24 protein-coding genes are annotated in these 23043 nt (G+C 68.8%); 16 read left to right on the top strand and 8 right to left on the bottom strand.

The features are described from left to right. Positions 1 to 183: 183 nt before the first annotated feature. Positions 184 to 1113 (top strand): IPT/TIG domain-containing protein, encoded by a 930-nt coding sequence (locus tag IU459_RS04780; protein WP_228837404.1) that lies wholly within the window; start codon positions 184 to 186, stop codon positions 1111 to 1113. Positions 1114 to 1170: 57 nt separating this feature from the next. Here the strand turns inward: IU459_RS04780 and IU459_RS04775 are convergent, their stop codons facing one another. Further along, positions 1171 to 1629, bottom strand: coding sequence for a MarR family winged helix-turn-helix transcriptional regulator (locus tag IU459_RS04775; protein WP_195128237.1), 459 nt, complete (start codon positions 1627 to 1629; stop codon positions 1171 to 1173). Between the two features lie 81 nt (positions 1630 to 1710). Between IU459_RS04775 and IU459_RS04770 the strand changes: the two genes are divergently transcribed. Further along, positions 1711 to 2085, top strand: coding sequence for a cupin domain-containing protein (locus tag IU459_RS04770; RefSeq protein WP_195128236.1), 375 nt, complete (start codon positions 1711 to 1713; stop codon positions 2083 to 2085). A gap of 154 nt (positions 2086 to 2239) precedes the next feature. On the opposite strand, the gene IU459_RS04765 is transcribed toward IU459_RS04770, so the two are convergent. Continuing rightward, positions 2240 to 3097, bottom strand: coding sequence for a LysR family transcriptional regulator (locus tag IU459_RS04765; protein WP_195128235.1), 858 nt, complete (start codon positions 3095 to 3097; stop codon positions 2240 to 2242). Positions 3098 to 3208: 111 nt separating this feature from the next. Between IU459_RS04765 and IU459_RS04760 the strand changes: the two genes are divergently transcribed. The 3 genes from IU459_RS04760 to IU459_RS04750 all read left to right on the top strand — a co-directional run bounded on the left by IU459_RS04760 (position 3209) and on the right by IU459_RS04750 (position 6640). Further along, entirely contained in the window at positions 3209 to 4504 is a 1296-nt protein-coding gene (locus tag IU459_RS04760) for an NAD(P)/FAD-dependent oxidoreductase (RefSeq protein WP_195128234.1), read from the top strand. A gap of 276 nt (positions 4505 to 4780) precedes the next feature. Further along, entirely contained in the window at positions 4781 to 5608 is an 828-nt protein-coding gene (locus IU459_RS04755) for a GNAT family N-acetyltransferase (protein ID WP_195128233.1), read from the top strand. A gap of 51 nt (positions 5609 to 5659) precedes the next feature. Beyond that, the gene (locus IU459_RS04750; RefSeq protein ID WP_195128542.1) at positions 5660 to 6640 is read left to right on the top strand and encodes a lysophospholipid acyltransferase family protein; all 981 of its coding nucleotides are present in this window, start codon (positions 5660 to 5662) and stop codon (positions 6638 to 6640) included. A 61-nt stretch (positions 6641 to 6701) separates the two neighbouring features. Here IU459_RS04750 and IU459_RS04745 read toward each other — a convergent pair whose 3' ends face one another. Continuing rightward, positions 6702 to 7058 carry a hypothetical protein gene (locus IU459_RS04745; protein WP_195128232.1) on the bottom strand — a complete coding sequence of 119 codons (357 nt, stop codon included), beginning with the start codon at positions 7056 to 7058 and terminating at the stop codon, positions 6702 to 6704. A gap of 312 nt (positions 7059 to 7370) precedes the next feature. On the opposite strand from IU459_RS04745, the gene IU459_RS04740 reads away from it, so the two are divergent. The 3 genes from IU459_RS04740 to IU459_RS04730 all read left to right on the top strand — a co-directional run bounded on the left by IU459_RS04740 (position 7371) and on the right by IU459_RS04730 (position 10933). Further along, positions 7371 to 8597, top strand: a complete 1227-nt coding sequence (locus IU459_RS04740) for a cysteine desulfurase family protein (RefSeq protein ID WP_195128231.1) — start codon at positions 7371 to 7373, stop codon at positions 8595 to 8597. Then, complete coding sequence (mnmA, locus tag IU459_RS04735; RefSeq protein ID WP_195128230.1) at positions 8597 to 9712, top strand: tRNA 2-thiouridine(34) synthase MnmA; 1116 nt, start codon at positions 8597 to 8599, stop codon at positions 9710 to 9712. Before IU459_RS04740 ends, mnmA begins: the two co-directional genes overlap by 1 nt. Before the next feature lie 102 nt (positions 9713 to 9814). Then, complete coding sequence (locus IU459_RS04730) at positions 9815 to 10933, top strand: methionine synthase (protein WP_195128229.1); 1119 nt, start codon at positions 9815 to 9817, stop codon at positions 10931 to 10933. Between the two features lie 66 nt (positions 10934 to 10999). On the opposite strand, the gene IU459_RS04725 is transcribed toward IU459_RS04730, so the two are convergent. Further along, positions 11000 to 11380 (bottom strand): inorganic diphosphatase, encoded by a 381-nt coding sequence (locus IU459_RS04725; RefSeq protein ID WP_195128228.1) that lies wholly within the window; start codon positions 11378 to 11380, stop codon positions 11000 to 11002. 218 nt (positions 11381 to 11598) lie between these two features. Between IU459_RS04725 and ligA the strand changes: the two genes are divergently transcribed. From ligA to IU459_RS04710, 3 genes are all read left to right on the top strand, one after another. Continuing rightward, positions 11599 to 13713 carry an NAD-dependent DNA ligase LigA gene (gene ligA, locus IU459_RS04720; RefSeq protein WP_195128227.1) on the top strand — a complete coding sequence of 705 codons (2115 nt, stop codon included), beginning with the start codon at positions 11599 to 11601 and terminating at the stop codon, positions 13711 to 13713. Between the two features lie 70 nt (positions 13714 to 13783). Next, positions 13784 to 14479: an SDR family NAD(P)-dependent oxidoreductase gene (locus IU459_RS04715; RefSeq protein ID WP_195128226.1), complete on the top strand. Its 696-nt coding sequence runs from the start codon at positions 13784 to 13786 to the stop codon at positions 14477 to 14479. Further along, entirely contained in the window at positions 14476 to 15519 is a 1044-nt protein-coding gene (locus IU459_RS04710) for an S-adenosylmethionine:tRNA ribosyltransferase-isomerase (RefSeq protein ID WP_195128225.1), read from the top strand. The genes IU459_RS04715 and IU459_RS04710 overlap by 4 nt, the downstream gene beginning before the upstream one ends. On the opposite strand, the gene IU459_RS04705 is transcribed toward IU459_RS04710, so the two are convergent. After that, entirely contained in the window at positions 15512 to 15865 is a 354-nt protein-coding gene (locus tag IU459_RS04705) for a hypothetical protein (RefSeq protein ID WP_195128224.1), read from the bottom strand. The genes IU459_RS04710 and IU459_RS04705 overlap by 8 nt on opposite strands. Before the next feature lie 106 nt (positions 15866 to 15971). Further along, complete coding sequence (locus IU459_RS04700) at positions 15972 to 16520, bottom strand: Uma2 family endonuclease (protein WP_195128223.1); 549 nt, start codon at positions 16518 to 16520, stop codon at positions 15972 to 15974. A 227-nt stretch (positions 16521 to 16747) separates the two neighbouring features. Between IU459_RS04700 and IU459_RS04695 the strand changes: the two genes are divergently transcribed. The 3 genes from IU459_RS04695 to IU459_RS04685 all read left to right on the top strand — a co-directional run bounded on the left by IU459_RS04695 (position 16748) and on the right by IU459_RS04685 (position 18976). Continuing rightward, on the top strand, positions 16748 to 17992 hold the full coding sequence (locus IU459_RS04695) for an AAA family ATPase (RefSeq protein WP_195128222.1): 1245 nt from the start codon (positions 16748 to 16750) through the stop codon (positions 17990 to 17992). 20 nt (positions 17993 to 18012) lie between these two features. Further along, positions 18013 to 18336, top strand: coding sequence for a hypothetical protein (locus IU459_RS04690; protein WP_195128221.1), 324 nt, complete (start codon positions 18013 to 18015; stop codon positions 18334 to 18336). Between the two features lie 118 nt (positions 18337 to 18454). Further along, positions 18455 to 18976 carry a GNAT family N-acetyltransferase gene (locus IU459_RS04685; protein WP_195128541.1) on the top strand — a complete coding sequence of 174 codons (522 nt, stop codon included), beginning with the start codon at positions 18455 to 18457 and terminating at the stop codon, positions 18974 to 18976. 80 nt (positions 18977 to 19056) lie between these two features. On the opposite strand, the gene IU459_RS04680 is transcribed toward IU459_RS04685, so the two are convergent. After that, a complete protein-coding gene (locus tag IU459_RS04680) occupies positions 19057 to 19707 on the bottom strand; it encodes an amino acid-binding protein (protein WP_195128220.1) in 651 nt (216 codons plus the stop codon). Positions 19708 to 20139: 432 nt separating this feature from the next. Between IU459_RS04680 and gatC the strand changes: the two genes are divergently transcribed. Both gatC and gatA read left to right on the top strand, forming a co-directional pair. Then, positions 20140 to 20439: an Asp-tRNA(Asn)/Glu-tRNA(Gln) amidotransferase subunit GatC gene (gene gatC, locus IU459_RS04675; protein ID WP_195128219.1), complete on the top strand. Its 300-nt coding sequence runs from the start codon at positions 20140 to 20142 to the stop codon at positions 20437 to 20439. Continuing rightward, positions 20436 to 21908: an Asp-tRNA(Asn)/Glu-tRNA(Gln) amidotransferase subunit GatA gene (gene gatA, locus IU459_RS04670; protein ID WP_195128218.1), complete on the top strand. Its 1473-nt coding sequence runs from the start codon at positions 20436 to 20438 to the stop codon at positions 21906 to 21908. The genes gatC and gatA overlap by 4 nt, the downstream gene beginning before the upstream one ends. Positions 21909 to 22004: 96 nt before the next feature. Here gatA and IU459_RS04665 read toward each other — a convergent pair whose 3' ends face one another. Further along, positions 22005 to 22946 (bottom strand): SDR family NAD(P)-dependent oxidoreductase, encoded by a 942-nt coding sequence (locus IU459_RS04665; protein WP_195128217.1) that lies wholly within the window; start codon positions 22944 to 22946, stop codon positions 22005 to 22007. Positions 22947 to 23043: the final 97 nt, after the last annotated feature.

Here is a 23043-nt window from a genome sequence, read left to right as displayed (position 1 = left end):
CTCCGTAACAGACTCGACCGATACGTCGGGATCTGGGTTCATCTGAAAACAGACGAAAACGGATCGAAGGACCCATTGCCCGGGTATCGGTATAGGGGCCTTACTGAATGGAGCCGGGACCAAGCGAATTCGCTGACCTGGTGCAGCGGACCCCACTCCCACCGCGGTGAAGGAGGCGGCATTATGCCTACCATTACTTCCCTGCCTACGGCTCCGACTCTGGTCTCGGCGAGCCCAGGTTCGGGGCCGCTCATCGGTGGAACAACGGTCACCCTGACGGGGACGAATCTGACCGGAGCTACGGCGGTCGGATTCGGCACCACTCCAGCGACCTCGTTCACAATCGACTCCGCAACGCAGATCACGGCTATCTCTCCTGCCGCAACGGGAGTGGTGCTGGTCAGAGTCACCACGCCGAGCGGGTTCAGCAACGGAGTCCCGTTCACTTATGTGGGCACGCCTCCGTCATCCGGCGTGAACTTCGGTCCGGGAACGTCGATCATGTCCGATGGCGGACTTCCCTGCGGAAGCTGGGGCACTGTCGGGGCTGTCGGATATGACCAACTCGGCAATCTGGTGGCTCTCACGGCCGGGCACATGATGACTCGGGACACCGGAACTCAGGAGGTATTCCTGACGGGCAATCCCGGACTGGGCCCGATCGGGTACTACGCCACGTGGAGCACGAATTGGCCCGGGTTTCCGTCGAGGCAGTATCCGGTTGACTCGTCCAAGGATTACGCGGTCATCAAGCTGGACGAAACGAAGATCAATCCGGTCAACAAGACGCCGAACGGGATCGTGATCAGGAAGATCGGCGCGGATCCCGTCCCGCTGAGGGACATCATCTGCAAGTACGGTCAGGTGTCCAGGAAGACATGCGGTCTCGTGATCGAGTACAAGAACAACGTCATCAGTTCATGGGCCGCGATCATTCCGGGCGATAGCGGTGGCCCGGTGACCACGCGGAGCGGTTTGGTCGGAATCACCTCCGCAATCAATCCGCTCAATCCGTGGGCACCGTTCCAGTTCTCCGGTATCCATGGAATTCTCGACGACATCGCAGCGCAAGGACCGAGCACGATCGGAATCGGATTCACTCCGCTTCCGTGATTGCCCCAGACGACGCGCCGGCGTGGCGCAGGTAGCGTGGTTCAAGACGCCGAAGAACTACCATGCCGAGGGCCGCACGCGGCCCGGAGTGACCACGCGGGCCAGCATATTTCGCAGATCGGCGATGTCGGCACGGCCCAATGTCGCGGCCCAGTGTTGCGTGAACTCCGCCGCCGCGGCGTCCGCGGCGCGGGTGCAGGCCCAGCCGCGTTCGGTCAGCGTGATGAGCTTGGCTCGTGCGTCGTGCGGATGCGGGTTGCGCCGCGCATATCCTTTGCGCACCAACTCGTCCACCAGCTGACTCGCAGCCTGCTTGCTGACGCTGAGATGCTCGGCGATCTCGACCACCGTCGCGCCGTCGGGCGCCATCCGCGCGAAGGCGAATCCGTGCGACGGACGCACATCGGTGAATCCCGCCGTCACCACGCCGGTGTGGATGGCGTCGGTGACTTGCGCGGCCGCCGCGAGCAAGAGCAGTGGCAGATCCTGGGCGGGCGGCGGGACGGAAGCGGGCATGGATGCATCCTGACACTTGACAGGGTAGTCAATGTGCTTGACTATATTAGTCAAGAAGATTGACTATCCGAGGAGATGGAAATGCCGGTCGTACGCGCTGCGGAGACCACCGTCCACGAGATGCACAACGCCCGCTTCACCCCACTCATCCGCACCGGCACCGGCAGCAAGGAGGTATGCGTATGGCAGCTGGAGATCGCCGCCGGAACCATCGGTGTCGAACACCGCATCCTCCGCGAGGAGGCATTCGTACTCCTCGGTGGCGCAGCGATATTCACTGTCGAGGGTGAGTCATCACCCCTGGAACCAGGGGACGCCGCCGTCGCCCCCGCCGAATCCACCATTCGCCTGGACAATCCGGGAGAGGCTCCCGCCACACTGATGGTGATCGCACCGGTCGGCTTCGCAGGCGAACTCGCGGACGGAACGCGCATCACGCCGCCGTGGGTGAGCTGAACCGGGCGTCTTCCCGGAAACGCCTCGTCTACCCGGCATGGTGGCCCTGGTTGGAGCGGCCAGTTCGTGGCTGACCGCGTGATCGGCCGGCTCGGGTGTCACAGGCGCAGGTAGAGCTGCGCAGCCCAGCGACGAACCGCCGCGAGTGACCACCTCAGCAACGGTGCAGCGCGGACAGCAGGGTGGTCAGGATCGGTGAACGCTTGGCTTCGGCGCGCAGCACCGCCGAAACCGGGATGCGCAGCTTGTGTTCGGCGAGCGAGAGCACCACCAGTCCCTCGGTGGTGCTCTCGGCGTAGAGCACGGTCCACGCGTCCGGCCGGTTGATCAGCTCCATCGTCGCGGTGTGGTCCGGCGGGATGGGCGGCCCGAAAGTCGGGCCCGTGGGCAGTTCGGCGAACGCGTTGCGGATCACGGTGTGCAGCAGCACCTGTTCCTGTTCCGGCGGCAGCAGCAGCGGATACGAACTCAGATCGGACAAGGTCACCACGTCCCTGGTCGCCAGGGGATGCGCGCTGGAGGTGGCGATCACCAGGTCTTCGACCCAGAGCTGCTCCACCGCGAGCCCCGGCTGCTCGACGCTGCCGCGGATCAGGGCGAGATCGCAGTCCCCGTCCGTGACAGCGGCGATGCGCTGGCGGAACGGTTTGATCACGAACTCGATTTCGGCTTCCGGGTGCGCGGCGCGCGCGCCCGCGATGGCCGACAGCGAGCGGGTGGCGAAGGACATGTTCGCCGCCAACCGGATCCGCGGCCCCACCGTGCGCACCGCCGCGCGAATCGCCGACTCCAAGCTCAGCATTTGTTTCGCCAGCGGAAGTAGCCGAGCGGTGGCGTCGGTGGGCACGACCGAGCGGGTCGAGCGCTCGAACAGTTGCACGCCGAGATCGCGCTCGAGCCGGGAGATCTGATGACTGATCGCCGACTGTGAGATGAAGCACCGCGCGGCGGCGCCGCTGAAGCTCAGCTCCTCGCACACGGCGACGAAGTAGGTGAGCTGCCGAAGTTCCACAGCGCCTCCAATTAATTACGGATCAAGATAAGAGTCATCTAAATTATGCGCCCTGACACCTGAAATATCCGCCCTCCGGATCACGGTTCGTAATGAGAGAAGGAGGCTGTCATGCAGTACGTGGATGCGGGAATCGAAACCGCGGGTGTCGTCATTGTCGGATCGGGGTTCGGCGGGCTCGCCGCCGCCAAGCAGCTGGCCAAGTCGGGGGTGGACTTCGTGCTGATCTCCAGCACGCCCGAGCACTTGTTCCAACCGCTGTTGTACCAGGTAGCGACCGGTGTGCTCACATCGGACGAGATCGCGCCGCCGATCGCTGCCGTCCTGCGCCGCCACCGCGAGGCCGATGTGCGCCTCGGCACGGTGGTCGCCATCGACCCCGACCAGGCCATCGTCACCTACCAGACCAATGAGGGCATGCCGCATCGGATCCGCTACGGCTCGCTGATCGCGGCCACCGGCGCGAGCCAGTCCTACTTCGGCCGGGACGATTTCGCCCAGAAGACCTTCTCGCTCAAGACCATCGACGACGCGCGGCGGCTGCGCGCGCAGATCGAGCGGGTCTTCACCGAAGCCGCGAAAGCCGACGAGCAGGACAGGCGCAGGCTGCTGAGCTTCGTCGTGGTCGGCGCGGGAGCGACCGGCGTCGAAGTGGCCGGTCAGCTGAAGGAGCTGGCGAAACGGCACTACCACCAGGAGATTTCGGTCACACTCGTCGAGGGCGCGGGCGAGGTGCTTCCACCGTTCGGCGGCGGTCTGTCGGAATACGCGAAGAAGTCGTTGACCCGCAGCGGCGTCGACGTGCTGCTCGGCACGTTCGTCACCGATATCGAGCACGGCAAGGTCACCGTCAAAGGCAAGGACGGGGTGGAACACAGCATCGCGGCGGAGACCGTGGTCTGGTCGGCTGGTGTGCAGGCGGGCGGATTCGCGAAGATCCTGGCCGAGGCCACCGGTGTCGAGACCGACCGGGCGGGCCGCCTGCTGATCAATCCGGATCTCACCGTCGGCGGTTACGCGGACATCTACGCCATCGGCGACATGACCTCGCTGAACGGCTACCCCGGACAGTCGCCGGTGGCCATGCAGGAGGGCAGGCACGCCGCCGACATCATCCGCCGCAAGAAGCAGCCCGGCACCCCGTTCAAGTACTGGGACAAGGGCAGCATGGCGGTGATCAGCCGGTTCAGCGCGGTGGTGAAACTCAACGAGCACATCACCTTCCGCGGCGTGATCGCCTGGTTGATGTGGCTGGCGGTGCACCTGTTGTACCTGGTCGGCTTCCGCAACCGCTTCGCCGCGGTCGCCTCGTGGTTGGTCGCGTTCGTCGGCACCGGACGTCCCGGCTTCGCCGAGGAGGAGGCGCCGTTGACGACGGTAGGCGCTCCGGAACGCTACGTGGCCTGATCCTTCCCGCGGCTGAGGAATCGCGCTGGCTCCCCTCGGAGACAGCGCGATTCGCATGTCCGGGTCGGCTCGATCCGTACCGCTCCGCGCCGGTAGCCGAAAACAGCGACGTGCGCGATAAACCGCATGTCGGATGCGGTTGTGATGCGGATGGACGAACGCGGCGGAACCGTTTCGTGAACGGTTGGTGTGACTGCCGTCTCGTTCACCCAACCGGCATCGACGCGACACTTCGAGGTTGCTGGGGCGCATTGTCGGGCTGGCTTCATCATGGATATGACTATTTCGTCCGTGTTGACCGCCCCGGCTGGACCGTCGGGCTCCGGGGAGGAACGGTCGCGCTACTCGCTGGTGGTCTCCTCCGACCTCGAGCACCGGGTCGCCGCGCAGCGGCTGCGTTACGGCGTGTTCGCCAACGAGCCAGGCTTCCAGATTCCGGACAATGGAACGGGACTCGACGCCGACCGTTTCGACGAGCACTGCGACCACATGTTGGTGCGGGACGACGCCAGCGGTGAGTTCGTCGGCTGCTACCGAATGCTGCCGCCGGACAGAGTCGCCGCGGCGGGCGGGTACTACACAGCGACGGAATTCGATCTCGCCCAACTGGATCCGGAGGGCATGCGGATCGTGGAGATGGGCCGCGCCTGCGTGGTGCCCGACCACCGCAACGGATCGGTGCTCACCCTCATGTGGGCGGGCATCCTGCACTACATCCAGCTCACCGGCTACGACTGGGTGATGGGCTGCGTGTCGGTGCCGATGCGGGACACCCCGGCCGACCCGCCCGGTGTGAATGTGCGCGGCGTGCGCGACATGCTGCTCGGCCGCCACGCCTCCGACCCGGAGCGCCGGGTGCATCCGTACAACCCGGTGATGGTCGACGGGAAGACGCTCGATGAGCTCGCCCCGCCGTCGCGCCCGAAACTTCCGCCGCTGGTGCGCGGCTACCTACGGCTCGGCGCGGAGATCTGCGGCGAGCCCGCCCACGACCCCGATTTCGCGGTCGCCGATTTCGTGGTTCTGCTCGGTCTGGACACCATCAACACCCGCTACCTCAACCGGTTACGGGATGCCGCGGCCACCTTCGACGGGGGACGGTGAGGACCCGTGGTCTTCGACGCGCCGCCCGCCGCGTCCACCGCGCACGCGTGGATGCCCTCGAGCCCCTGCGGTCCCGGTTGCCTGGATTCGATCGACACGGTCGGCACGCGGCGGGTGGCCGCCCGGCTGGCCGGTGTCGCGGGTGTATTGCTCACCTATCCGGTCGCGCACGTGATGACGCCGCGCGGCAAGCGTGAACTGATGCAGCGCGGGTACGCGCGCCTGCTGCTCGGATGTCTCGGCATGCGATTGCGCATCGTCGACAACCGGGCGGCCGCGGACGAGCGCGGCGTCGCCGATGAGGGCGGCGCCGCGCTCGCGCCGGTTCGATACGGCGTGCCCGACCGCGGCGTGCTGGTCGTCACCGGGCACATCGGCTGGACCGACATCGTGGCGCTGGCCTCGGTGCAGCCGCTCGGCTTCGTCGCCCGCGCGGACATGCTGGACTGGCCGCTGCTCGGCAAGCTCGCGAAGCTGATGCGGGTCATCCCGATCGAGCGGGAAAGCCTGCGGGAATTGCCCGGTGTGGTGAGCGCGGTCGGCGCGCGGCTGGCCGCGGGCGAGCGGATCGGCGTCTTCCCGGAGGGCACCACCTGGTGTGGCCGCGCCTACGGCACCATGCGGCCCGCGCTGTTCCAAGCGGCGGTGAACACCGGCGCCGCGGTGCAGCCGGTGCGGTTGCGTTATCTGGACCGGCACGGCGTTCCGTGTACGGTGCCCGCGTTCGTCGGCGTGGACACATTCGCGTCGTCCGCGCGACGGGTACTGCGGTCGCGGGGGATGATCGCCGAGGTGGTGCTCGAACCGGTGCAACAGCCCGGCTCGGACCGGCGTGAGCTGGCCCGGCGCTGCGAGACGGCCGTGCGCGGCGTCGAACGATCACGCCACGGTGCGCTGGACGACCCGATGTGGATCGAGGCGGGGCACACTCGGGTGCAGGACCCATCCGTCGCGGCGGACGCGCCGGAGGTGCGCAGGCCGCGACGCCTCCCCTCGCTGCGCGGTCGCCGCAGCACCGCCGCGGCGCGGTAGTCGGCCCGGAGACCGGAGCGAGCCGCGAGCATGCGACCCGCTCCGGAACGACGGGACAGGTTCAGAAACCGCTTCCCGTGGGCGGCCGGAAGCCGTGCCATCCGTCCCAGTCGTCGTGGCGGTGGCGGCCGCGGTCCCAGTCGCCGTGGCGGCCGCGGTCCCAGTCGTTGTGGCGACCCCGGAACCAGTCGTCGTGGCGGTGGCGACCACGGTCCCAGCTGTCGTGGCCGTGCCTGCCATGGCCGTGGCCCGGGCGGCCGTGCACCGCGTCGAGGTCGTCGGCGGGCTCCAGCACGATCGGGTCGGCCAGGGCGGGCACGGCGACGGCGGTGATCGGCATCAGGGCCAGCATCGACGCCGCGGCGCCGCGCGCCAGCACACGTCGGGTCCGTCCGGGATGGCGGGTGCGTGGGTACATCGGAATTTCCTCTGTCGTTCGACGGATGACCGCTTGCTTCTCCCGGCTCGATAGCCGTTTCCCGCATCGACCCGGGCAACGATCAATACGTCGAACAACGTACCGCTATATAACGGTTCATTCAATAGGTGCGGATGGTCAACCTCTGGACAGAGGCCGGGCTCGGTCGGCCGCGCGGCCACCGGCGGCTCCGCGGCTAGGGCCCCGGGAATACGGGGAGGTGGTCAGCGGGTTGCGAATCGTGGGTAAATCGAAGTGGGCCGGAGGACGGCCCAAGGTGCGCAGGTCAGGGTGGGATAGGCTTTATCGGTCATGAAGTCGGCTTTTTCGGGTCCGGTCAACGGTGCGGCGCCCCAGACGGTCTACCTCGATCACGCGGCCACCACACCGATGCTGCCCGCAGCCATCGAGGCGATGACGGCCGCCCTGCGCACGACGGGTAACGCGTCGTCGCTGCACGGCTCGGGCCGCGCCGCCCGCAGAGTGCTGGAGGAGGCGCGCGAGTCGATCGCCGCCGATCTGGGCGCCCGGCCTTCGGAGGTCATCTTCACCTCCGGCGGCACCGAGAGCGACAACCTGGCGGTCAAGGGCATCTTCTGGGCGCGCCGCGCCGAGTCGGGACGCAACCGGATCATCGCCAGCGCGATCGAGCACCACGCGGTGATCGACGCCGTGGAGTGGTTGCGGCAGCACGAGGGCGCTGAGGTCACCTGGCTTCCCGTGGACGCCGAAGGCGTGGTCGCGCCCGCTGTGCTGCGCGCCGCGCTCGCCGCGAACCCGGACGACGTCGCGCTGGTCACCATCATGTGGGCGAACAACGAGGTCGGCGCCATCCAGCCGATCGGCGAACTCGCCGCCGTCGCCCAGGAATTCGGGGTGCCCATGCACAGCGACGCGGTGCAGGCGGCCGCTCAGCTGCCGATCGATTTCGGCGCCAGCGGCTTGTCCGCGGCGAGCTTCGCCGGGCACAAGGTCGGCGGCCCGCATGGCGTGGGCGTGCTGCTGCTGGGCCGGAATGTGCCGTGCGTCCCACTGCTGCACGGCGGCGGGCACGAGCGCGACCTGCGCTCCGGGACCTCGGATACTGCGGCGGCTGTCGGACTGGCCGCCGCGCTGCATCAGACGGTGGTCGAATTGCCTGCGCGCACGGCCGAATTGACCACGCTGCGGGAGGTGCTGATCGAGGGTATCCGCACCGCGGCCCCGGACATGGTGCTCAACGGCCCCGCCGGCGAACGGCGCCTGCCCGGCAACGTGCACGTGACTTTCCCGGGCTGCGAAGGAGATTCGCTGCTGATGCTGCTGGACGCGGCCGGGATCGAGTGCTCGACCGGCTCGGCGTGCAACGCGGGCGTCGCCGAGCCGAGCCACGTGCTGATCGCCATGGGCGTCGAACCGTGGCAGGCGCGCGGGTCGCTGCGCTTCTCGCTGGGGCACACCTCGACCCGCGCCGACGTCGACGCGTTACTGGAAGTACTGCCGCAGGTGGTGGAACGGGCCAAGGCCGCGGGTCTGGCCGGTGCGAAAGGAGGTGTCTGATGCGGGTACTCGCCGCGATGAGCGGTGGTGTGGATTCGGCGGTCGCGGCGGCGCGTGCCGTCGACGCCGGTCACGAGGTGGTCGGCGTGCATCTGGCGCTGTCGGCGACACCGGGCACGCTGCGCACGGGGTCGCGCGGCTGCTGCTCGAAGGAGGACGCCGGTGACGCCAGGCGCGCCGCCGACGTGCTCGGCATCCCGTTCTATGTCTGGGATTTCGCCGACCGCTTCAAGGAAGACGTGATCGACGATTTCGTGGCCGCCTACGCGGCGGGCGAGACGCCGAACCCGTGCCTGCGCTGCAACGAGAAGATCAAGTTCTCCGCGCTGGCCGACCGCGCGGTGGCGCTCGGCTTCGACGCGGTGGTCACCGGGCATTACGCGCGTCTGGACAATGGCGTGCTGCGCCGCGCCGTCGACGCCGACAAGGACCAGTCCTACGTGTTGGCGGTGCTGACCGCGCAGCAGCTCTCCCGCGCGATGTTCCCGGTGGGTGACACCCCCAAGCCGCGGATCCGCGCCGAGGCCGCCGAGCGCGGTCTCGCCGTCGCGAACAAGCCCGACAGCCACGACATCTGCTTCATCCCGTCCGGTGACACCCGCGCCTTCCTGGGCGCGAAGATCGGCATCCGGCCCGGTGCGGTCGTCGACGCCGACGGTCAGGTGCTCGGGCAGCACGAGGGCGTGCACGGCTTCACCATCGGCCAGCGCAAGGGTCTCGGTTTGCCGGGGCCCGCGGCCGACGGCAAGCCGCGGTACGTGACCGGCATCGATCCCGACTCCGGCACGGTCCGCGTCGGTTCGGCCGAGGACCTGCGCGTCTGGACGGTCGAGGCGGAGCGCGCCATCTGGACTTCGGGCTCGGCGCCCGCGGGCCCGATCGACTGCGTGGCGCAGGTGCGCGCGCACGGTGGCACCGCGCCCGCGGTGGCCGAGGCGGTGGGCGACGGGATGGTCGTGCGCCTGCACGAGCCCCTGACCGGTGTCGCGCGAGGCCAAGCGGTGGTGCTCTACCGTCCGGATCCGGCGGGCGACGAGGTAATCGGCAGCGGGACCATCTCCGCGACGGCGCGCGAGCGAGTCACCAGCGAAGCGGGGTCCGAGGCGGCGCGGTGATCCGCACCTGGCCGCTGTGCGGTCGGCGGCGCCGTCGTCCGCCGCTGCGGTGACGGAGAACGCGGAGGCCGGTGGCGCCGCCGCGGTCGGCGGAGTCCGGTAATGGCGGAATCGAACGGACGGAGTACGGCAGCGGTGCACGAGACCGGTACGGATGGCGTGGCGCAAGACGGTGAGACGGACGCGGCGACCGAATCCCTGCGCATACGGGGTGGAATCGCCACCGGAGTCGGCTCTTGGCCGGGTATCGATCCGCGCGAAGCCGCCGCCACCATCGTCGGCGAACTGGGAGAGCTGCCGCATCTGGTCGAGCTGCCGGATCGTGGCGCGGGCGCGGACGTCATCGGACGCGTCTCCGCGCTGCTGGTCGATCTTCGTTTCGACACCACGCCTCGGGGCTACCGGCTCGCGCCGCGCCCGGGAGCGGTCTCGCGGCGAGCCCACGACCTGCTGCGCACCGACCTGGACGCGCTGGAGGAAGCATGGGAGAACGCCGGTTTGTCCGGCCGCGACCGGGTGGTCAAGGTACAGGCGGCGGGCCCGCTGACCCTGGCCGCCCAGGTGGAGCTGCCCGGCGGACATCGTGTGCTCACCGATTCCGGCGCGGTGCGAGACCTCTCCGAGTCGTTGGCCGAGGGGCTCGCCCAGCATGTCGCGGACGTCCGCAAGCGGCTCGGCGCGCAGGTCGTCCTGCAACTGGACGAACCATCCGCGACCGCGGTGCTCGACGGCTCGCTATCGGGCGTGAGCGTGCTGAACACCGTGCGCGCCCTGCCCGAACCGGAAGCGCTCGCCCTCCTGGACACCGTGATCACCGGCCAGTCCGCCCCGGTGCTCGTGCACACCTGCGCCGAGCCGCCCGCGCTGGGCCTGCTGCGCCGCAGCGCCGCCGCCGCGATCGGCTTCGACCTGAACACCATCGGCACCCGCGAACTCGACGAAATCGGGGAAACCCTCGAAGCAGGCAAGCAATTGGTGCTCGGCGCCGTTCCGACTCGCGTACCGGCCACCCGCGTGACCTGGCGCGATTACGCCGAGCCGGGTGTCCGCCTGATCGACCGGCTCGGCTTCGCCCGTCGCACGCTGGCGCAGCGGGTCGCGGTCAGTCCCGCCTGCGGTTTGGCGGGCGGCTCGCTGGAGTGGGGTCGCCGCGCCCTCCGTCTCACCAGTGCGGTCGCGCGGGCGTATGCCGAAGAGCCGGAAGAGCTCTCGTTCTCCTGAGGTCCGCATACCAGCCAGGGTGTGGGGTTTTTCGCCGTTGAAGATGACAGCAACTGGGATTTCGGATTACTGCCTGACGATGCTGTAGTGCCCCGGCGTCTCCTGGAATTCGACCGCGGCGGCAATCGTGGCGTCATCGAGGGCAGGGCTGCCCTCGGGGATGACCACCAGTTTGTCGTCATCGTCGTACCACCGGTGGACGATCGCGATGCAGACCCCTTGCGCTGAGCTCAACGGCTCTGCGGGACCGAGATAGTAGGCATCCAGTTCCTTGCCGTCCGGCGCGAGCGTGCCCGGCACGTACCCGTAGTTGACCAGGTAGCGGAATCCGCACGTCGGGTGGTGGCTGCCATAAGGCCGGTCGAAGGTCAGGTCTACTGTCCGGTTCAGGAACTGGCGTGCCAGCGCGAGCGATACGGATTCCTCGATTGCCCCCGGGCCGGTCATCGTCCGAGACTAGCGGGTCCTGGGCGACAGCAGGGTGTGTTGTGGTGGTGTGTACACACCGCGCGGACATGGCGGGCGGCACCGCGGGGGCGCTCGGGCGGCGGGTGCTCAGCCGCGGTCCCGGTGCAAACGAACCGTTCGGATTTCCTGCTGTCCAGGGCGGCGACGTGCGGGAACACGGCGGTGTCCTGTCGGTGGGCTCGGCTAATGTGCGTTGGGTGAGTGACAGCGACAGTGCGGCGGCCCCGGCGACGCCGGAGCAGCGGGTGGAGTGGCAGCGGCTCGCGGACGAGGTGCGCGAGCATCAGTTCCGCTACTACGTGCGGGATGCGCCGATCATCTCCGACGGCGAGTTCGACGCGCTGCTGCGGCGGCTGGAGGCCATGGAGGAAGACCATCCCGACCTGCGGACGCCTGATTCGCCGACCCAGATGGTGGGTGGCGGGTTCGCCACCGATTTCGCCGCGGTCGACCACCTCGAGCGGATGCTGTCGCTGGACAACGTGTTCGATCTGGACGCGCTGCGCGCCTGGGCCGCCCGGGTGGAGGCGGAGACCGGGCCGGACCTGCACTACCTCTGCGAGGTCAAGATCGACGGCGTCGCGTTGAACCTCGTCTACCAGAACGGGCGCCTGGTCCGCGGCGCCACCCGCGGCGACGGGCGCACCGGCGAGGACGTGACGCTGAACGCCCGCACCATCGACGACATCCCCGGCGAGCTGACGCCCAGCGACGAGTTCCCCATCCCGAAGTTGCTCGAGGTCCGCGGCGAGGTGTACTTCCGGCTGGAGGATTTCGAGACGCTCAACGCCGCCATCGTCGCCGAGGGCAAGCCGCCGTACGCCAACCCGCGCAACACCGCCGCCGGTTCGCTGCGGCAGAAGGATCCGTCGGTCACCGCGCGGCGCAGGCTGCGGATGGTCTGCCACGGCTTCGGCCGCATGGAGGGCTACACGCCGACCTCGCAATACGACGCCTACCGCGCGCTCGCCGCGTGGGGCCTGCCGGTGTCCGAGCACACCAGGCTGGTGCAGGGCATCGACGCGGTGATCGAGCGGGTCGCCTACTGGGGCGAGCACCGGCACGACATCGAGCACGAGATCGACGGCCAGGTGATCAAGATCGACGAGACCGCGTTGCAGCGCCGCCTCGGCTCCACCTCGCGGGCTCCGCGCTGGGCGATCGCCTACAAGTACCCGCCCGAAGAGGCGACGACCAAGCTGCTGGACATCAAAGTGAACGTCGGCCGCACCGGCCGGGTGACGCCGTTCGCGGTGATGGAGCCGGTGTCCGTCGCGGGATCCACGGTCGCGATGGCTACCCTGCACAATGCCGCCGAGGTCAAGCGCAAGGGCGTGTTGATCGGTGACACGGTCACCATCCGCAAGGCGGGCGATGTGATCCCCGAGGTGCTGGGCCCGGTGGTGGACGCGCGCCCCGCGGACGCACGCGAGTTCGTCATGCCGACGCACTGTCCCGAATGCGGCACCGAACTGCGGCCCGAGAAGGAGGGCGACGCCGATATCCGCTGCCCGAACCAGCAGTACTGTCCGGCGCAGCTGCGTGAACGCGTCTACCACGTGGCAGGCCGCGGCGCCTTCGACATCGAGGCGCTCGGTTACGAGGGCGCGATCGATCTGCTGAAGTCCGGCGCGATCACCGACGAGGGCGACCTGTTCGATCTCGACGAGGCGACGTTGCTCACCACGTCGCTCTACGCCAACAAGAACGGCAGCCTGTCCGCCAACGGCGGACGTCTGCTGGAGAATCTGGCCGCCGCCAAGGACCGGCCGCTGTGGCGAGTTCTGGTCGGCCTGTCCATCCGGCATGTCGGTCCCACCGCGGCGCGTGCCCTGGCCGCCGAGTTCGGCAGCCTGGATCGCATCGAGCAGGCCTCGGTCGAGGAGTTGGCCGCAGCCGACGGCGTCGGCCCGACCATCGCCGCTGCCCTGTCGGAATGGTTCACCGTCGATTGGCATCGCGCGGTGGTGGGGAAATGGCGGGCGGCGGGCGTGCGGATGGAAGACGAGCGCGACGAATCCATCGAACGCACACTCGAAGGCCTGTCCATCGTGGTGACCGGCTCGCTGCAGGGCTTCACCCGCGACGGCGCGAAGGAGGCGATCCTGCTGCGCGGCGGCAAGGCGGCGGGCTCGGTCTCGAAGAAGACCGCGTTCGTGGTGGTAGGCGACGCGCCGGGATCGAAGGCCGCCAAGGCGGAGGAACTCGGGGTGCCGATCCTGGACGAGGACGGGTTCCGCCGGCTGCTGGAGGGCGGCCCCGTGGCGGTGGCTCCGGAGACGGCCGCCGAAGACGCCGCAGCCGAGGAGTGACCGGCGCTTGACCTGAAGATACGTTGAGGTATGAGGATCGATCGGTAGGACGAACTACCAGGAGGTCATCATGTCTCGTCCGACCGCTCTGATCACCGGCGCATCGGCCGGATTCGGCTCCGCGCTCGCGCGGGCGCTGATCGGCCGGGGATGGCAGGTGCTCGGCACCGCGCGTCGCGCCGACCGGTTGGCGACCGTGGCCGCCGAGCTCGGGCCGGCGTTCGTCGCGGTTCCCGGCGACGTCACCGACTCGGCCCATCGTGCGCGGCTGGCCGGCACGGTACGCGGCGCGGGCGGCCTCGCTCTGGTTGTGAACAACGCCAGCAGGCTCGGGCCGAGTCCGCTGCCGCGCCTCGCGGATTACCCGCTCGACGAGCTCGAGCGCGTGTTCCGCACGAATGTCGTTGCGCCGCTGGCGATCCTGCAGCTCGCGCTGCCGCTGCTGAGTCCCGGCGGCGTCGTGGTGAACATCAGCTCCGACGCGGCTGTGGAGCCGTATCCCGAGTGGGGCGGATACGGTTCGTCGAAGGCCGCGCTCGATCAGCTCACGGCGATCCTGGCGGCGGAGCATCCGGAGCTGTCGATCTACGCGTTCGATCCCGGCGATATGCGCACCGAGATGCATCAGGCGGCGTTCCCCGGCGTCGACATCTCGGATCGGCCGGAACCGGACACGGTGGTCCCCGCTCTGCTGCGGCTGCTGGCGGAGAAACCGAAGAGCGGGCGTTACGCGGCAGCGGATTTCGCGGTCGGGCGGTTGTCATGACGGTGCAGGCCGAGCGGCCGTCCTTCGTCCTGCCCCGGGAGCGGGACGCCGCCGCCCCGCCCGAGGCGCGAGGCCTGGCGCGGGACGAGGTCCGTCTGCTCGTCGCCGATTCCGAGCTGACCCACGCCCGGTTCCTGGAACTACCGGCCCACTTGCGCCCGGGCGACTTGGTGGTGGTGAACAATTCGCGCACCATGTCCTCGGCGGTCGACGCGACGCTGGCCGGCGAGCCGGTCGTGCTGCACTTCTGCACCTGGCTGGACGACGGCCGCTGGGTAGTGGAGGTGCGCACCACACAGCGCACCCCCTATCCGGCGGAGGGACTCGTGCCAGGGGTCGTACTGCGACTTCCGGGTGCCACGGCAACCCTGTGCGCACCGTGGTTGCCCGGTGCGCGACGGCTCTGGATCGCGGAGATCACCACCGACGTGCCTCTGTTGATGGCCGCGCACGGGCGTCCGATCACATATTCGTATGTGCCGCAGCGGTGGTCGGCGTCCTATTACTCGACGGTGTTCGGCAGGATCCCGGGCAGCGCGGAAATGCCCAGTGCGGCACGTCCGTTCACCGAGCGTCTGGTGCTGGATATGATCGCCGCGGGTGTCGCGCTCACGCCGGTCACCCTGCACACGGGTGTTTCCTCACCGGAGTCAGAGGAGCCGCCCAGCCCGGAACGGTTCGCCGTCCCCGCCTCCACGGCGAGACTGGTGAACGCCACCACAGCGGCCGGTGGACGCATTATCGCGGTGGGCACGACGGTGACGCGCGCGCTGGAGACCGCCGCCGACTCCTCCGGTTCGGTGCACGCGACCGATGGTTGGACCGATCTCGTGCTCGGGGCAGACCGGCAGGCTCGGGTGGTCGACGGTCTGATCACCGGATGGCACGCTCCCGGCGCGTCGCACCTGGATCTGCTGGTCGCCGTGGCGGGCGAGACAACCGTCGCCGCCGCCTATGACGTGGCGGTGGACACCGGCTATCTGTGGCACGAGTTCGGCGACAGCGCTTTGCTGTTCGGCGCGGGCAGGCAGCTCAGCTGACGGTCACGGTGGCGCTCAGCTGACCTGCGATGTCGAACCGTCCGCAGCGGCCGCTGCTCAGGTCGAGCTTTTGGGTGATCAGTTTCCCGCGGCGATTCTTGAACGTGGCCTCGGCGGTCACGTCGGCGGTCGCCGTCGAGCACACCTTCGACACCGCGCCGGGCGGGTCGTAGCTGACCGTCCCTCCGCCCTGGCAGGTATTCGTGCTGTTGGCCAGGAACACGCGCGCGGTGCCGTCCGGGCACGGCGCGTCGGCCACCGCGTCCGGTGCCACGACCAGCGAGCCCAGCGCGAGCGCGGCCACAGCGGAGCTTCCCACCACAAGACGACGAACGGTCGATCCCATCGATACCCTCATCCCATCGAACAACTTCGGCAGTACGCGGCAAAAGACGCAGCGTGCAGGCATGCTAACCCGCTATCACCGCAGTTGTCCTGGCGATAGGTGTGCGCTACTGGGAGGACAGCAGCTCCTCGACGGCGAGCTCGGTGCCCGCGTAGTGCACCGGGATGCGGTCGCCGGGCCGGTACTCCTTGCGTGTCCGATATCCGGTGGTTGTCGGTTCGGTGTGCTCGTAGATCACCGTCTTGGTGACCACCCAGTAGGCCGAGTAACCAGCGCGGCCATATAGTTTCGCCTTGACGCTGAGGTCTTGCATCACCGTCTCGTCGGATATTTCGATGACCAGGAGTACGTCGGACGGATCCCACACGGCGATCTTCGAACCGATCGAATCGACTTGATCCGCGTCGGAGCGCAGGACCCAGCAATCAGGGTCCGGCAGGGACTGGGCGGTGGGTAGCGTCTCACTGGTCACCTCGACACCGTCGGTCGGAAGCTTCCGCGCGATGCGGAACACTGCTCGGCCGTGCCAAGACCCGATTACCACCGGCCATACCTCCCCCTCGACGAGTTCGACACGATGGTCGAACGCGCCCGCCTCCCACGCGCGCAGGAACTCGCTGCGCGTCCAGCGGTAGGCGATCGAAGCCCCGGTCATGCGCTTCAGGGTACCGTGCCACTGAGCGCCGAGCCATCGATCGCGGACTTGTTCTGCCAGGTCGCGGTCATGATCAGGTCTCGGCATCCAGGAGGGGTTAGCGCGTTGGCGAGTCGGTGTGCGTGGCCCTAGCGCGTGTCCGGCGGCGCGAGCGGCGATCGCCGACGGATCGCGGGTACGACCAGCCTGGTGTCGCCGGGCGGGAGTGCAGACGGAAGTATGGCGGCATGCTGCGCAGTTTTCAGGTGACCAATCACAGATCGCTGGCCGACAAGCAGGAATTGCGGCTCACCAGGGGGAGCGGGCCGGTGGCCGTGCCGGTGACCGCCATTCATGGTGGCGCCGCGGCGGGGAAGACGAACCTGATCGATGGGCTGGCGCAGATGCGGGACGCGGTCTTGCACTCGGTCACCGGGTGGGACCCGTACGCGGGGCCGGTGCGGGCGCCGCATCTCGGATTCCCGGATCGGCCTTCGGAATTCGTGGCCGCGTTCGTCGCCGAGGGCGTGCCCTACACCTACGGGTTCCGGCTGGACAACGCCGACGTGAGCGCGGAATGGCTGCACACCCATCCGCGCTCGCGCAAGCGAATCGTCTTCGAGCGCAGCGGGGACCAGATCAAGATCGGCCCGATGTTCGAGGCGGCTCGTTACGGCATCGCCGCGCTGGTGCCGCTGGTCCGCCCGAACGCCTTGCTGCTCAGCCTGGCAGGGCAGATGTACTCCGACGCGCTCGTGCCCGCCTATCGCTGGTTCGAATCCATGCTCGAGGTCCAGCACGGCCCCGTCGACCCGGACGCCATCGCCCACCGGCTGGGCAGTCACCTGTCCCGATCGCCGGAGAACGCGGCCCGGCTGCTGATGCTGCTGCGCACCGCCGAGCTGGGCATCACCGATCTGCTCATCGCCGAGCACGACCCGCTGTACGCCGACTACCTGCGCGAACTGGACGCGGACATCGCGGAGCTGGCCAAACAGATCGAGCTGTGCGCCACCTCGCCCGGTTACGCCGACCAGTTGCTGCGCGACAACGGCCTCACCGGCGTGCTGCTGGACCGTGAGCTGACCAACCTGAAGGCCGCGCGCGACGCCCTGTACGCGCGGATGGTGGCCCGGCGCGGCGTCGGCCTCGGCTTGATCCACGACGGCATCCCCAACCCGTTCGAGATCCGCGACGAATCCACGGCGACACTGTCGCTGCTGCGGGTGCTACCGGCCATGCTCGACGCACTGGACGAGGGCCGCGTCCTCGCCATCGACGACATCGGCGCGTGCCTGCCCGCCGAGGAGACCAACCGGCTGATCCAGTTGTTCCAGAATCCGGAGACCAATTCCCGTGGCGCGCAGTTGATCTTCACCACGAACAACCGCACGCTGATCGATCGGGGCAACGGGCGCTCGCAACGTACCCGCACCTCGGTCTGGCAGGTTCGTCGCACCGGCGAAGGCACCAGTGAGCTCGCCCCGGTGTAGCGCCCACCTAGCATGGGAGCATGCTGGAGTTCGCCTCGCTGGTGATCCTGACCGCCGTGCTGGCGTCGATGATCGTGTTCGCCCTTCGCGGCCGCATGGGCGTCAAGCCGGCGAACCCGGAGCAGGGGACGCTGTACATCACGGGGGTGAGCCCGCGCCCCGATCTCCCCGGCGAGCAGTACGTCACCATCACGGGCAACCTCACCGGCCCGTCGGTGCCGGGCACAGTCGTCTACGGCCGCTTCACCTGGGACACCGGCTCGTGGCCGGAAATCGGCGATCTACTCACCGTCGTCTATCCCGCGGGCAAACCCGAGCGGTGGCAGATCTCTCGAGCCGGCTGAGTGAAGGCCGGGCACTTGGCGGGGCACCGGGTCGGCGCGGAGCATAGCCGTGCGGAGTCGAGTCGGGTCGAGGGATGCGGCCGGACGTGACATAGCCCCCACTATGGCCGGTGGCATCATGCCGGGTATGGATCTGCGAGAGACCGGCGTCGTCGTACGGACGGCGACGCCGGAGGAGTACGACGCCGTCGGCGAGCTGACGGTGGAGGTCTACGTCGGCGAGGGTTATGTCCGCGCGAGCAGTCCCTATGTGGAGGAGCTGGCCGATCCATCCCGCCGCGCGGCTTCCACCCGGATCCTCGTAGCCACCCACTCCGGCCGGATCGTCGGGTCCCTCACCGTCGCACGTCCCGGCACTCCCTATGCCGAGACCGCGTTGCCCGGCGAGTTGGAGTTCCGCATGCTCGCGGTCGCCAAGTCGGCGCGCGGCCTCGGCGCCGCAACGTCGTTGGTGCGCACCGTAATCCACCTGGCCCGAGCGGAAGGATTCGCCGCCGTGGCGTTGACGACCATGCCCGCCATGGTCGAGGCCCGCCGGATCTATGACCGCCTGGGCTTCGTCCCCGTCCCCAGCCGAGACTGGCGCACCACTCTCGGCGACACACTCCACGTCCTGCGGCTACCCCTCAGCGCGGCGTGACGACGAGTGGCACACCACGGAGGGACCGTCTCGCGCTTTGCCGCAGCGATGTGCCACTCGTCGCAACAGTTGGTGCGGAGTTACCCGAGGGCGGTCGCGACGATCCCCGCGAGATAACCGAGCCGGGCCACCTCGGACGGGCGGAAGTCGGGGCCGCCCGGCCGGCCGAGCAGCAGCACCTTGCCGGTGTTGCCGAGCGGGGCGGCGGCAAGTCTGGTGTCCATATCGCGCCAGATCTGCGGCACCCAGTCGGCCTCGGGATCGAGCACGGTGGGCTTCTCCAGCGGCATCCACGGCGCCGAACCCGCCTGTGTCTGCGGCGCACTCGGGCTTCCGACCACCCGGTAGGCGCCGTGCGGGCCGACGTCGATGATCGTGCTCCAGCCGACCCGCAGCACCCGCGGCACCCCGTCGACCAGCACCTGCAACCGGTCGTCGCGGGCGCTGGCGACATGATCGATGAGTTCGAGTTCGCGGTGGGTGTCGAGCACGCCGGAATAGGGACGGATCGAATCCACGTGCACGTCGCCGATCGATTCGGCGGCGGTGATCAGGGTGTCGGGCAGCGCGCCCGCGGGCACCTCGACGACCAGATCGTCGACGGCGTAGCCGGCGCCGCGCTCCACCACATCCAGCGACAGGATATCGGCGCCGACGGAGCCGAGCGCGAGCGCGAGTGCGCCGAGGCTTCCCGGTCGATCCGGAAGTTGCACGCGGAGTAGATACGACACGTGCGGTCCTTTCCTTGGGCGGCCGAGGTTCTGAACGGATACCCGGGTAACGCAATAATTACACCCCTACGGGCCGGTTATCGAGTCGAAGCGCCTCCAGTGACACACGCCACGGAGAAGATTCGAGCGCGGGCGGCGTGTCGGGCTATTTGGGGCATTCGTGTCGTGATGCCGGTGTGGTTGCCAGGTGCCTGCTCGGCACGGATGGCCCGTCCGGACCGACGAAGCGCCGGGGCGGTCGTCGCCGGTGATCAGGCGGATGCCTCCCCTTGGCTCGGCCCGTCCGGGCTGCGGCGGACCGCGTTCGGCCGCGCCATTAAGCTATGGGTTTGTCATGCACACCAAGCTATAGCTCGTCATGGACGCTAACGCCGTCCGCTGCGAGCGGAGCCGGTGTGACCTGTTGAAACCGAAGCCGAAAGGGGTCCCGCGGTGCCCGCCATCTCCCGTGACGAGGTCGCACACCTCGCCCGGCTGTCCCGGCTCGCCCTGTCCGACGCCGAGCTGGATCAGTTCGCCGGACAGCTGGATTCGATCCTGAGCCACGTGCGGACCATCTCCGAGGTCGCCGCCGCCGACGTCCCGGCCACCGCGTCGCCGAATCCGGCGACCAACGTGACCCGCCCCGACGAAGTGGTGCCCGGCCTGACCCCGCACGAGGCGCTGTCCGGCGCGCCCGCGGTCGACGAGCAGCGGTTCATGGTGCCGCAGATCCTGGGAGAGGGCGAATGAGTGACTTGACCGCGCTGTCGGCGGCCGAGCTGGCCGGCAAGATCCACGGCGGCGAACTGTCCTCGGTGGAGGTCACCCGGGCGCATCTGGATCGGATCGCCGCGGTCGACGGTGAATACCACGCCTTCCTGCACGTCGCGCCGGAGCAGGCGCTGGCGGCCGCGGCGGAGGTGGACGCCGCGATCGCGTCGGGCGCCGCGCCCGCCTCGCCGCTGGCCGGAGTCCCCTTGGCGCTCAAGGACGTATTCACCACGACGGACATGCCGACCACGTGCGCGTCGAAGATCCTCGAGGGCTGGGTATCGCCGTACGACGCCACGGTCACCACGAAGCTGCGCGCCGCGGGTATCCCGATCCTCGGCAAGACCAACATGGACGAGTTCGCGATGGGCTCCTCCACCGAGAACTCGGCCTACGGACCGACCCGCAACCCGTGGGACACCACCCGCATCCCGGGCGGCTCCGGCGGCGGTTCCGCGGCCGCGCTGGCCTCGAACCAGGCGCCACTGGCCATCGGCACCGACACCGGCGGGTCGATCCGCCAGCCCGCCGCCGTCACCGCGACCGTCGGCACCAAGCCGACCTACGGCACGGTGTCCCGCTTCGGCCTGGTCGCCTGCGCGTCGTCGCTGGACCAGGGCGGTCCGTGCGGCCGGACGGTGCTGGACACCGCGCTGCTGCACGAGGTGATCGCCGGATACGACCCGCGCGATTCCACGTCCCGCGATGTGCCGGTGCCGCCGGTGGTGGCCGCCGCCCGCGCGGGGGCGCAGGGCGATCTGCGCGGGGTGAAGATCGGTGTGGTGAAGGAACTGCACTCCGACAGCTACCAGCCCGGCGTGCTCGCTTCGTTCGACGCCGCGGTGGCGGTGCTGAAAGATCTCGGCGCCGAGGTGGTCGAAGTGTCCTGTCCGCACTTCGAATACGGGCTGTCGTCCTACTACTTGGTGATGCCGTCGGAGGTGTCGTCGAACCTGGCGCGGTTCGACGCCATGCGCTACGGCCTGCGTGTGGCCGACGACGGGCAGCACAGCGCCGAGCAGGTCATGGCGGCCACGCGCGCGGCCGGTTTCGGCCCGGAAGTCAAGCGGCGCATCATGATCGGCACCTACGCGCTGTCGGCGGGATACTACGACGCCTACTACGGCCAGGCGCTCAAGGTGCGCACGCTCATCGCCCGCGACTTCGACAAGGCCTATGAGCAGGTCGACGTGCTGGTGTCGCCGACGAGCCCGTTCACCCCGTGGAAGCTGGGTGAGAAGGTCGACGACCCGCTGGCCATGTACCTGTCGGACCTGTGCACCCTGCCCACCAACCTGGCCGGGCACCCGGCCATGTCGGTCCCGTCCGGCCTGAGCCAGGACGACGGCATGCCCGTCGGCCTGCAGATCATGGCCCCCGCTCTCGCCGACGACCGCCTCTACCGGGTGGGCGCGGCCTACGAAGCCGCGCGCGGTCCCATCGCCTGACGCACTGGTCCTCGCAGAGCCGCTTGGTTCCTCGCGCAGTAGCGGGACGCGAAGAGCCGAGCAGCTTTGCGAGGCTGAGCGCGGCAGCAGCCGCACCTAGGCGGGCCAGGTGAATTCGGGGTCGGTCTCGTAGTCCTGGCGTCGTTGGTCCAATGCGAGTGACACCATCTGGTGCGCGCCAGGGCCGATGATCTTGCGAAGCGGAGGATTCGGCATGTTCACGAGCGCGATCAGGCCCGCGGCGCCAACTTCCGGGGGCGCCTCGGTCCACTCGGATTCGGTGTCGGGTGCGTCGGCATTCGTCGCGGATTCGTCTCGGGAAGCAGCGGATTCGCCCGGATCGTCGGCCGGGACGGGGTCGGTGTGCCCGGACGCGGTCGGCGGGCCGTCGGCGGCGGGTGCGCCCGTCGGATAGTCCGGCATGCCGAGGATCGTGCTGCGCAGGTCCGCGTAGGCCGGAATGCCGGTGGCGAACCGCATGCTCGACTTGGCCCAGTCGGTGTCGAAGCCGCCCAGCTGGGCCAGGGTGACCCGGATGCCGAACGGACGCAGTTCGTCGGCGAGTGCGGCGCTGAAACCTTCCAACGCCCATTTGCCTGCGTTGTAGAGGCCGAACAGCGGCAGGCTGCCCACGGCGCCGACCGTGGAGATCTGCACGATGTGCCCGGAGCCCTGGGCGCGCAGATGCGGTGCGGCTGCTTGCGAAACCCAGAGCGCACCATAGAAATTGGTGTTCATCTGATCGCGGATCTGGGCTTCGGTCAGCTCCTCGACAGCGCCGACCAAGCCGTAGCCCGCGTTGTTCACGATCACATCGATCGTGCCCATCAGTGTGAACGCCTTGTCCACCGTTGCGATCGCGCGCTCGCGATCGCGAACGTCCAAGGGCAGCACGGTGAGTCGGTCGTCGGCGAGCCCGGCCATGGACTCCGGGTTCCGCGCGGTCGCGACGACACGGTCGCCCTCGGCGAGCGCGGCCGTCGTGAACGCCCGGCCGAGTCCGCGGTTGGCGCCGGTGATGAACCAGGTTCTGGTCACGGAAGATCCTTTCGTGGCGAGACGCTCCGTCTCGTTTGCGACTATGCCGAGTAGAGGGAAGCCGTGTCAAGACGAGACGTTTCGTCTCGTTATATGG

The organism is Nocardia amamiensis, from assembly GCF_015477605.1.
GTDB classification, from domain to species: domain Bacteria; phylum Actinomycetota; class Actinomycetes; order Mycobacteriales; family Mycobacteriaceae; genus Nocardia; species Nocardia amamiensis_A.
The sequence above is the reverse complement of the archived record's forward strand: the minus strand, read 5'-3'. Positions and strand labels throughout refer to the sequence as shown.

Coding starts and splice junctions, on each gene's coding strand:
- IU459_RS04755 (WP_195128233.1), top strand. CDS start 4,781: ATGACTATTTCGTCCGTGTTGACCGCCCCGGCTGGACCGTCGGGCTCC.
- gatA (WP_195128218.1), top strand. CDS start 20,436: ATGAGTGACTTGACCGCGCTGTCGGCGGCCGAGCTGGCCGGCAAGATC.
- IU459_RS04770 (WP_195128236.1), top strand. CDS start 1,711: ATGCCGGTCGTACGCGCTGCGGAGACCACCGTCCACGAGATGCACAAC.
- IU459_RS04700 (WP_195128223.1), bottom strand. CDS start 16,520: ATGACCGGGGCTTCGATCGCCTACCGCTGGACGCGCAGCGAGTTCCTG.
- IU459_RS04695 (WP_195128222.1), top strand. CDS start 16,748: ATGCTGCGCAGTTTTCAGGTGACCAATCACAGATCGCTGGCCGACAAG.
- IU459_RS04690 (WP_195128221.1), top strand. CDS start 18,013: ATGCTGGAGTTCGCCTCGCTGGTGATCCTGACCGCCGTGCTGGCGTCG.
- IU459_RS04760 (WP_195128234.1), top strand. CDS start 3,209: ATGCAGTACGTGGATGCGGGAATCGAAACCGCGGGTGTCGTCATTGTC.
- IU459_RS04750 (WP_195128542.1), top strand. CDS start 5,660: ATGCCCTCGAGCCCCTGCGGTCCCGGTTGCCTGGATTCGATCGACACG.
- IU459_RS04780 (WP_228837404.1), top strand. CDS start 184: ATGCCTACCATTACTTCCCTGCCTACGGCTCCGACTCTGGTCTCGGCG.
- IU459_RS04685 (WP_195128541.1), top strand. CDS start 18,455: ATGCCGGGTATGGATCTGCGAGAGACCGGCGTCGTCGTACGGACGGCG.
- IU459_RS04745 (WP_195128232.1), bottom strand. CDS start 7,058: ATGTACCCACGCACCCGCCATCCCGGACGGACCCGACGTGTGCTGGCG.
- IU459_RS04705 (WP_195128224.1), bottom strand. CDS start 15,865: ATGGGATCGACCGTTCGTCGTCTTGTGGTGGGAAGCTCCGCTGTGGCC.
- IU459_RS04725 (WP_195128228.1), bottom strand. CDS start 11,380: ATGACCGGCCCGGGGGCAATCGAGGAATCCGTATCGCTCGCGCTGGCA.
- IU459_RS04775 (WP_195128237.1), bottom strand. CDS start 1,629: ATGCCCGCTTCCGTCCCGCCGCCCGCCCAGGATCTGCCACTGCTCTTG.
- IU459_RS04715 (WP_195128226.1), top strand. CDS start 13,784: ATGTCTCGTCCGACCGCTCTGATCACCGGCGCATCGGCCGGATTCGGC.
- mnmA (WP_195128230.1), top strand. CDS start 8,597: ATGCGGGTACTCGCCGCGATGAGCGGTGGTGTGGATTCGGCGGTCGCG.
- IU459_RS04710 (WP_195128225.1), top strand. CDS start 14,476: ATGACGGTGCAGGCCGAGCGGCCGTCCTTCGTCCTGCCCCGGGAGCGG.
- IU459_RS04740 (WP_195128231.1), top strand. CDS start 7,371: ATGAAGTCGGCTTTTTCGGGTCCGGTCAACGGTGCGGCGCCCCAGACG.
- IU459_RS04730 (WP_195128229.1), top strand. CDS start 9,815: ATGGCGGAATCGAACGGACGGAGTACGGCAGCGGTGCACGAGACCGGT.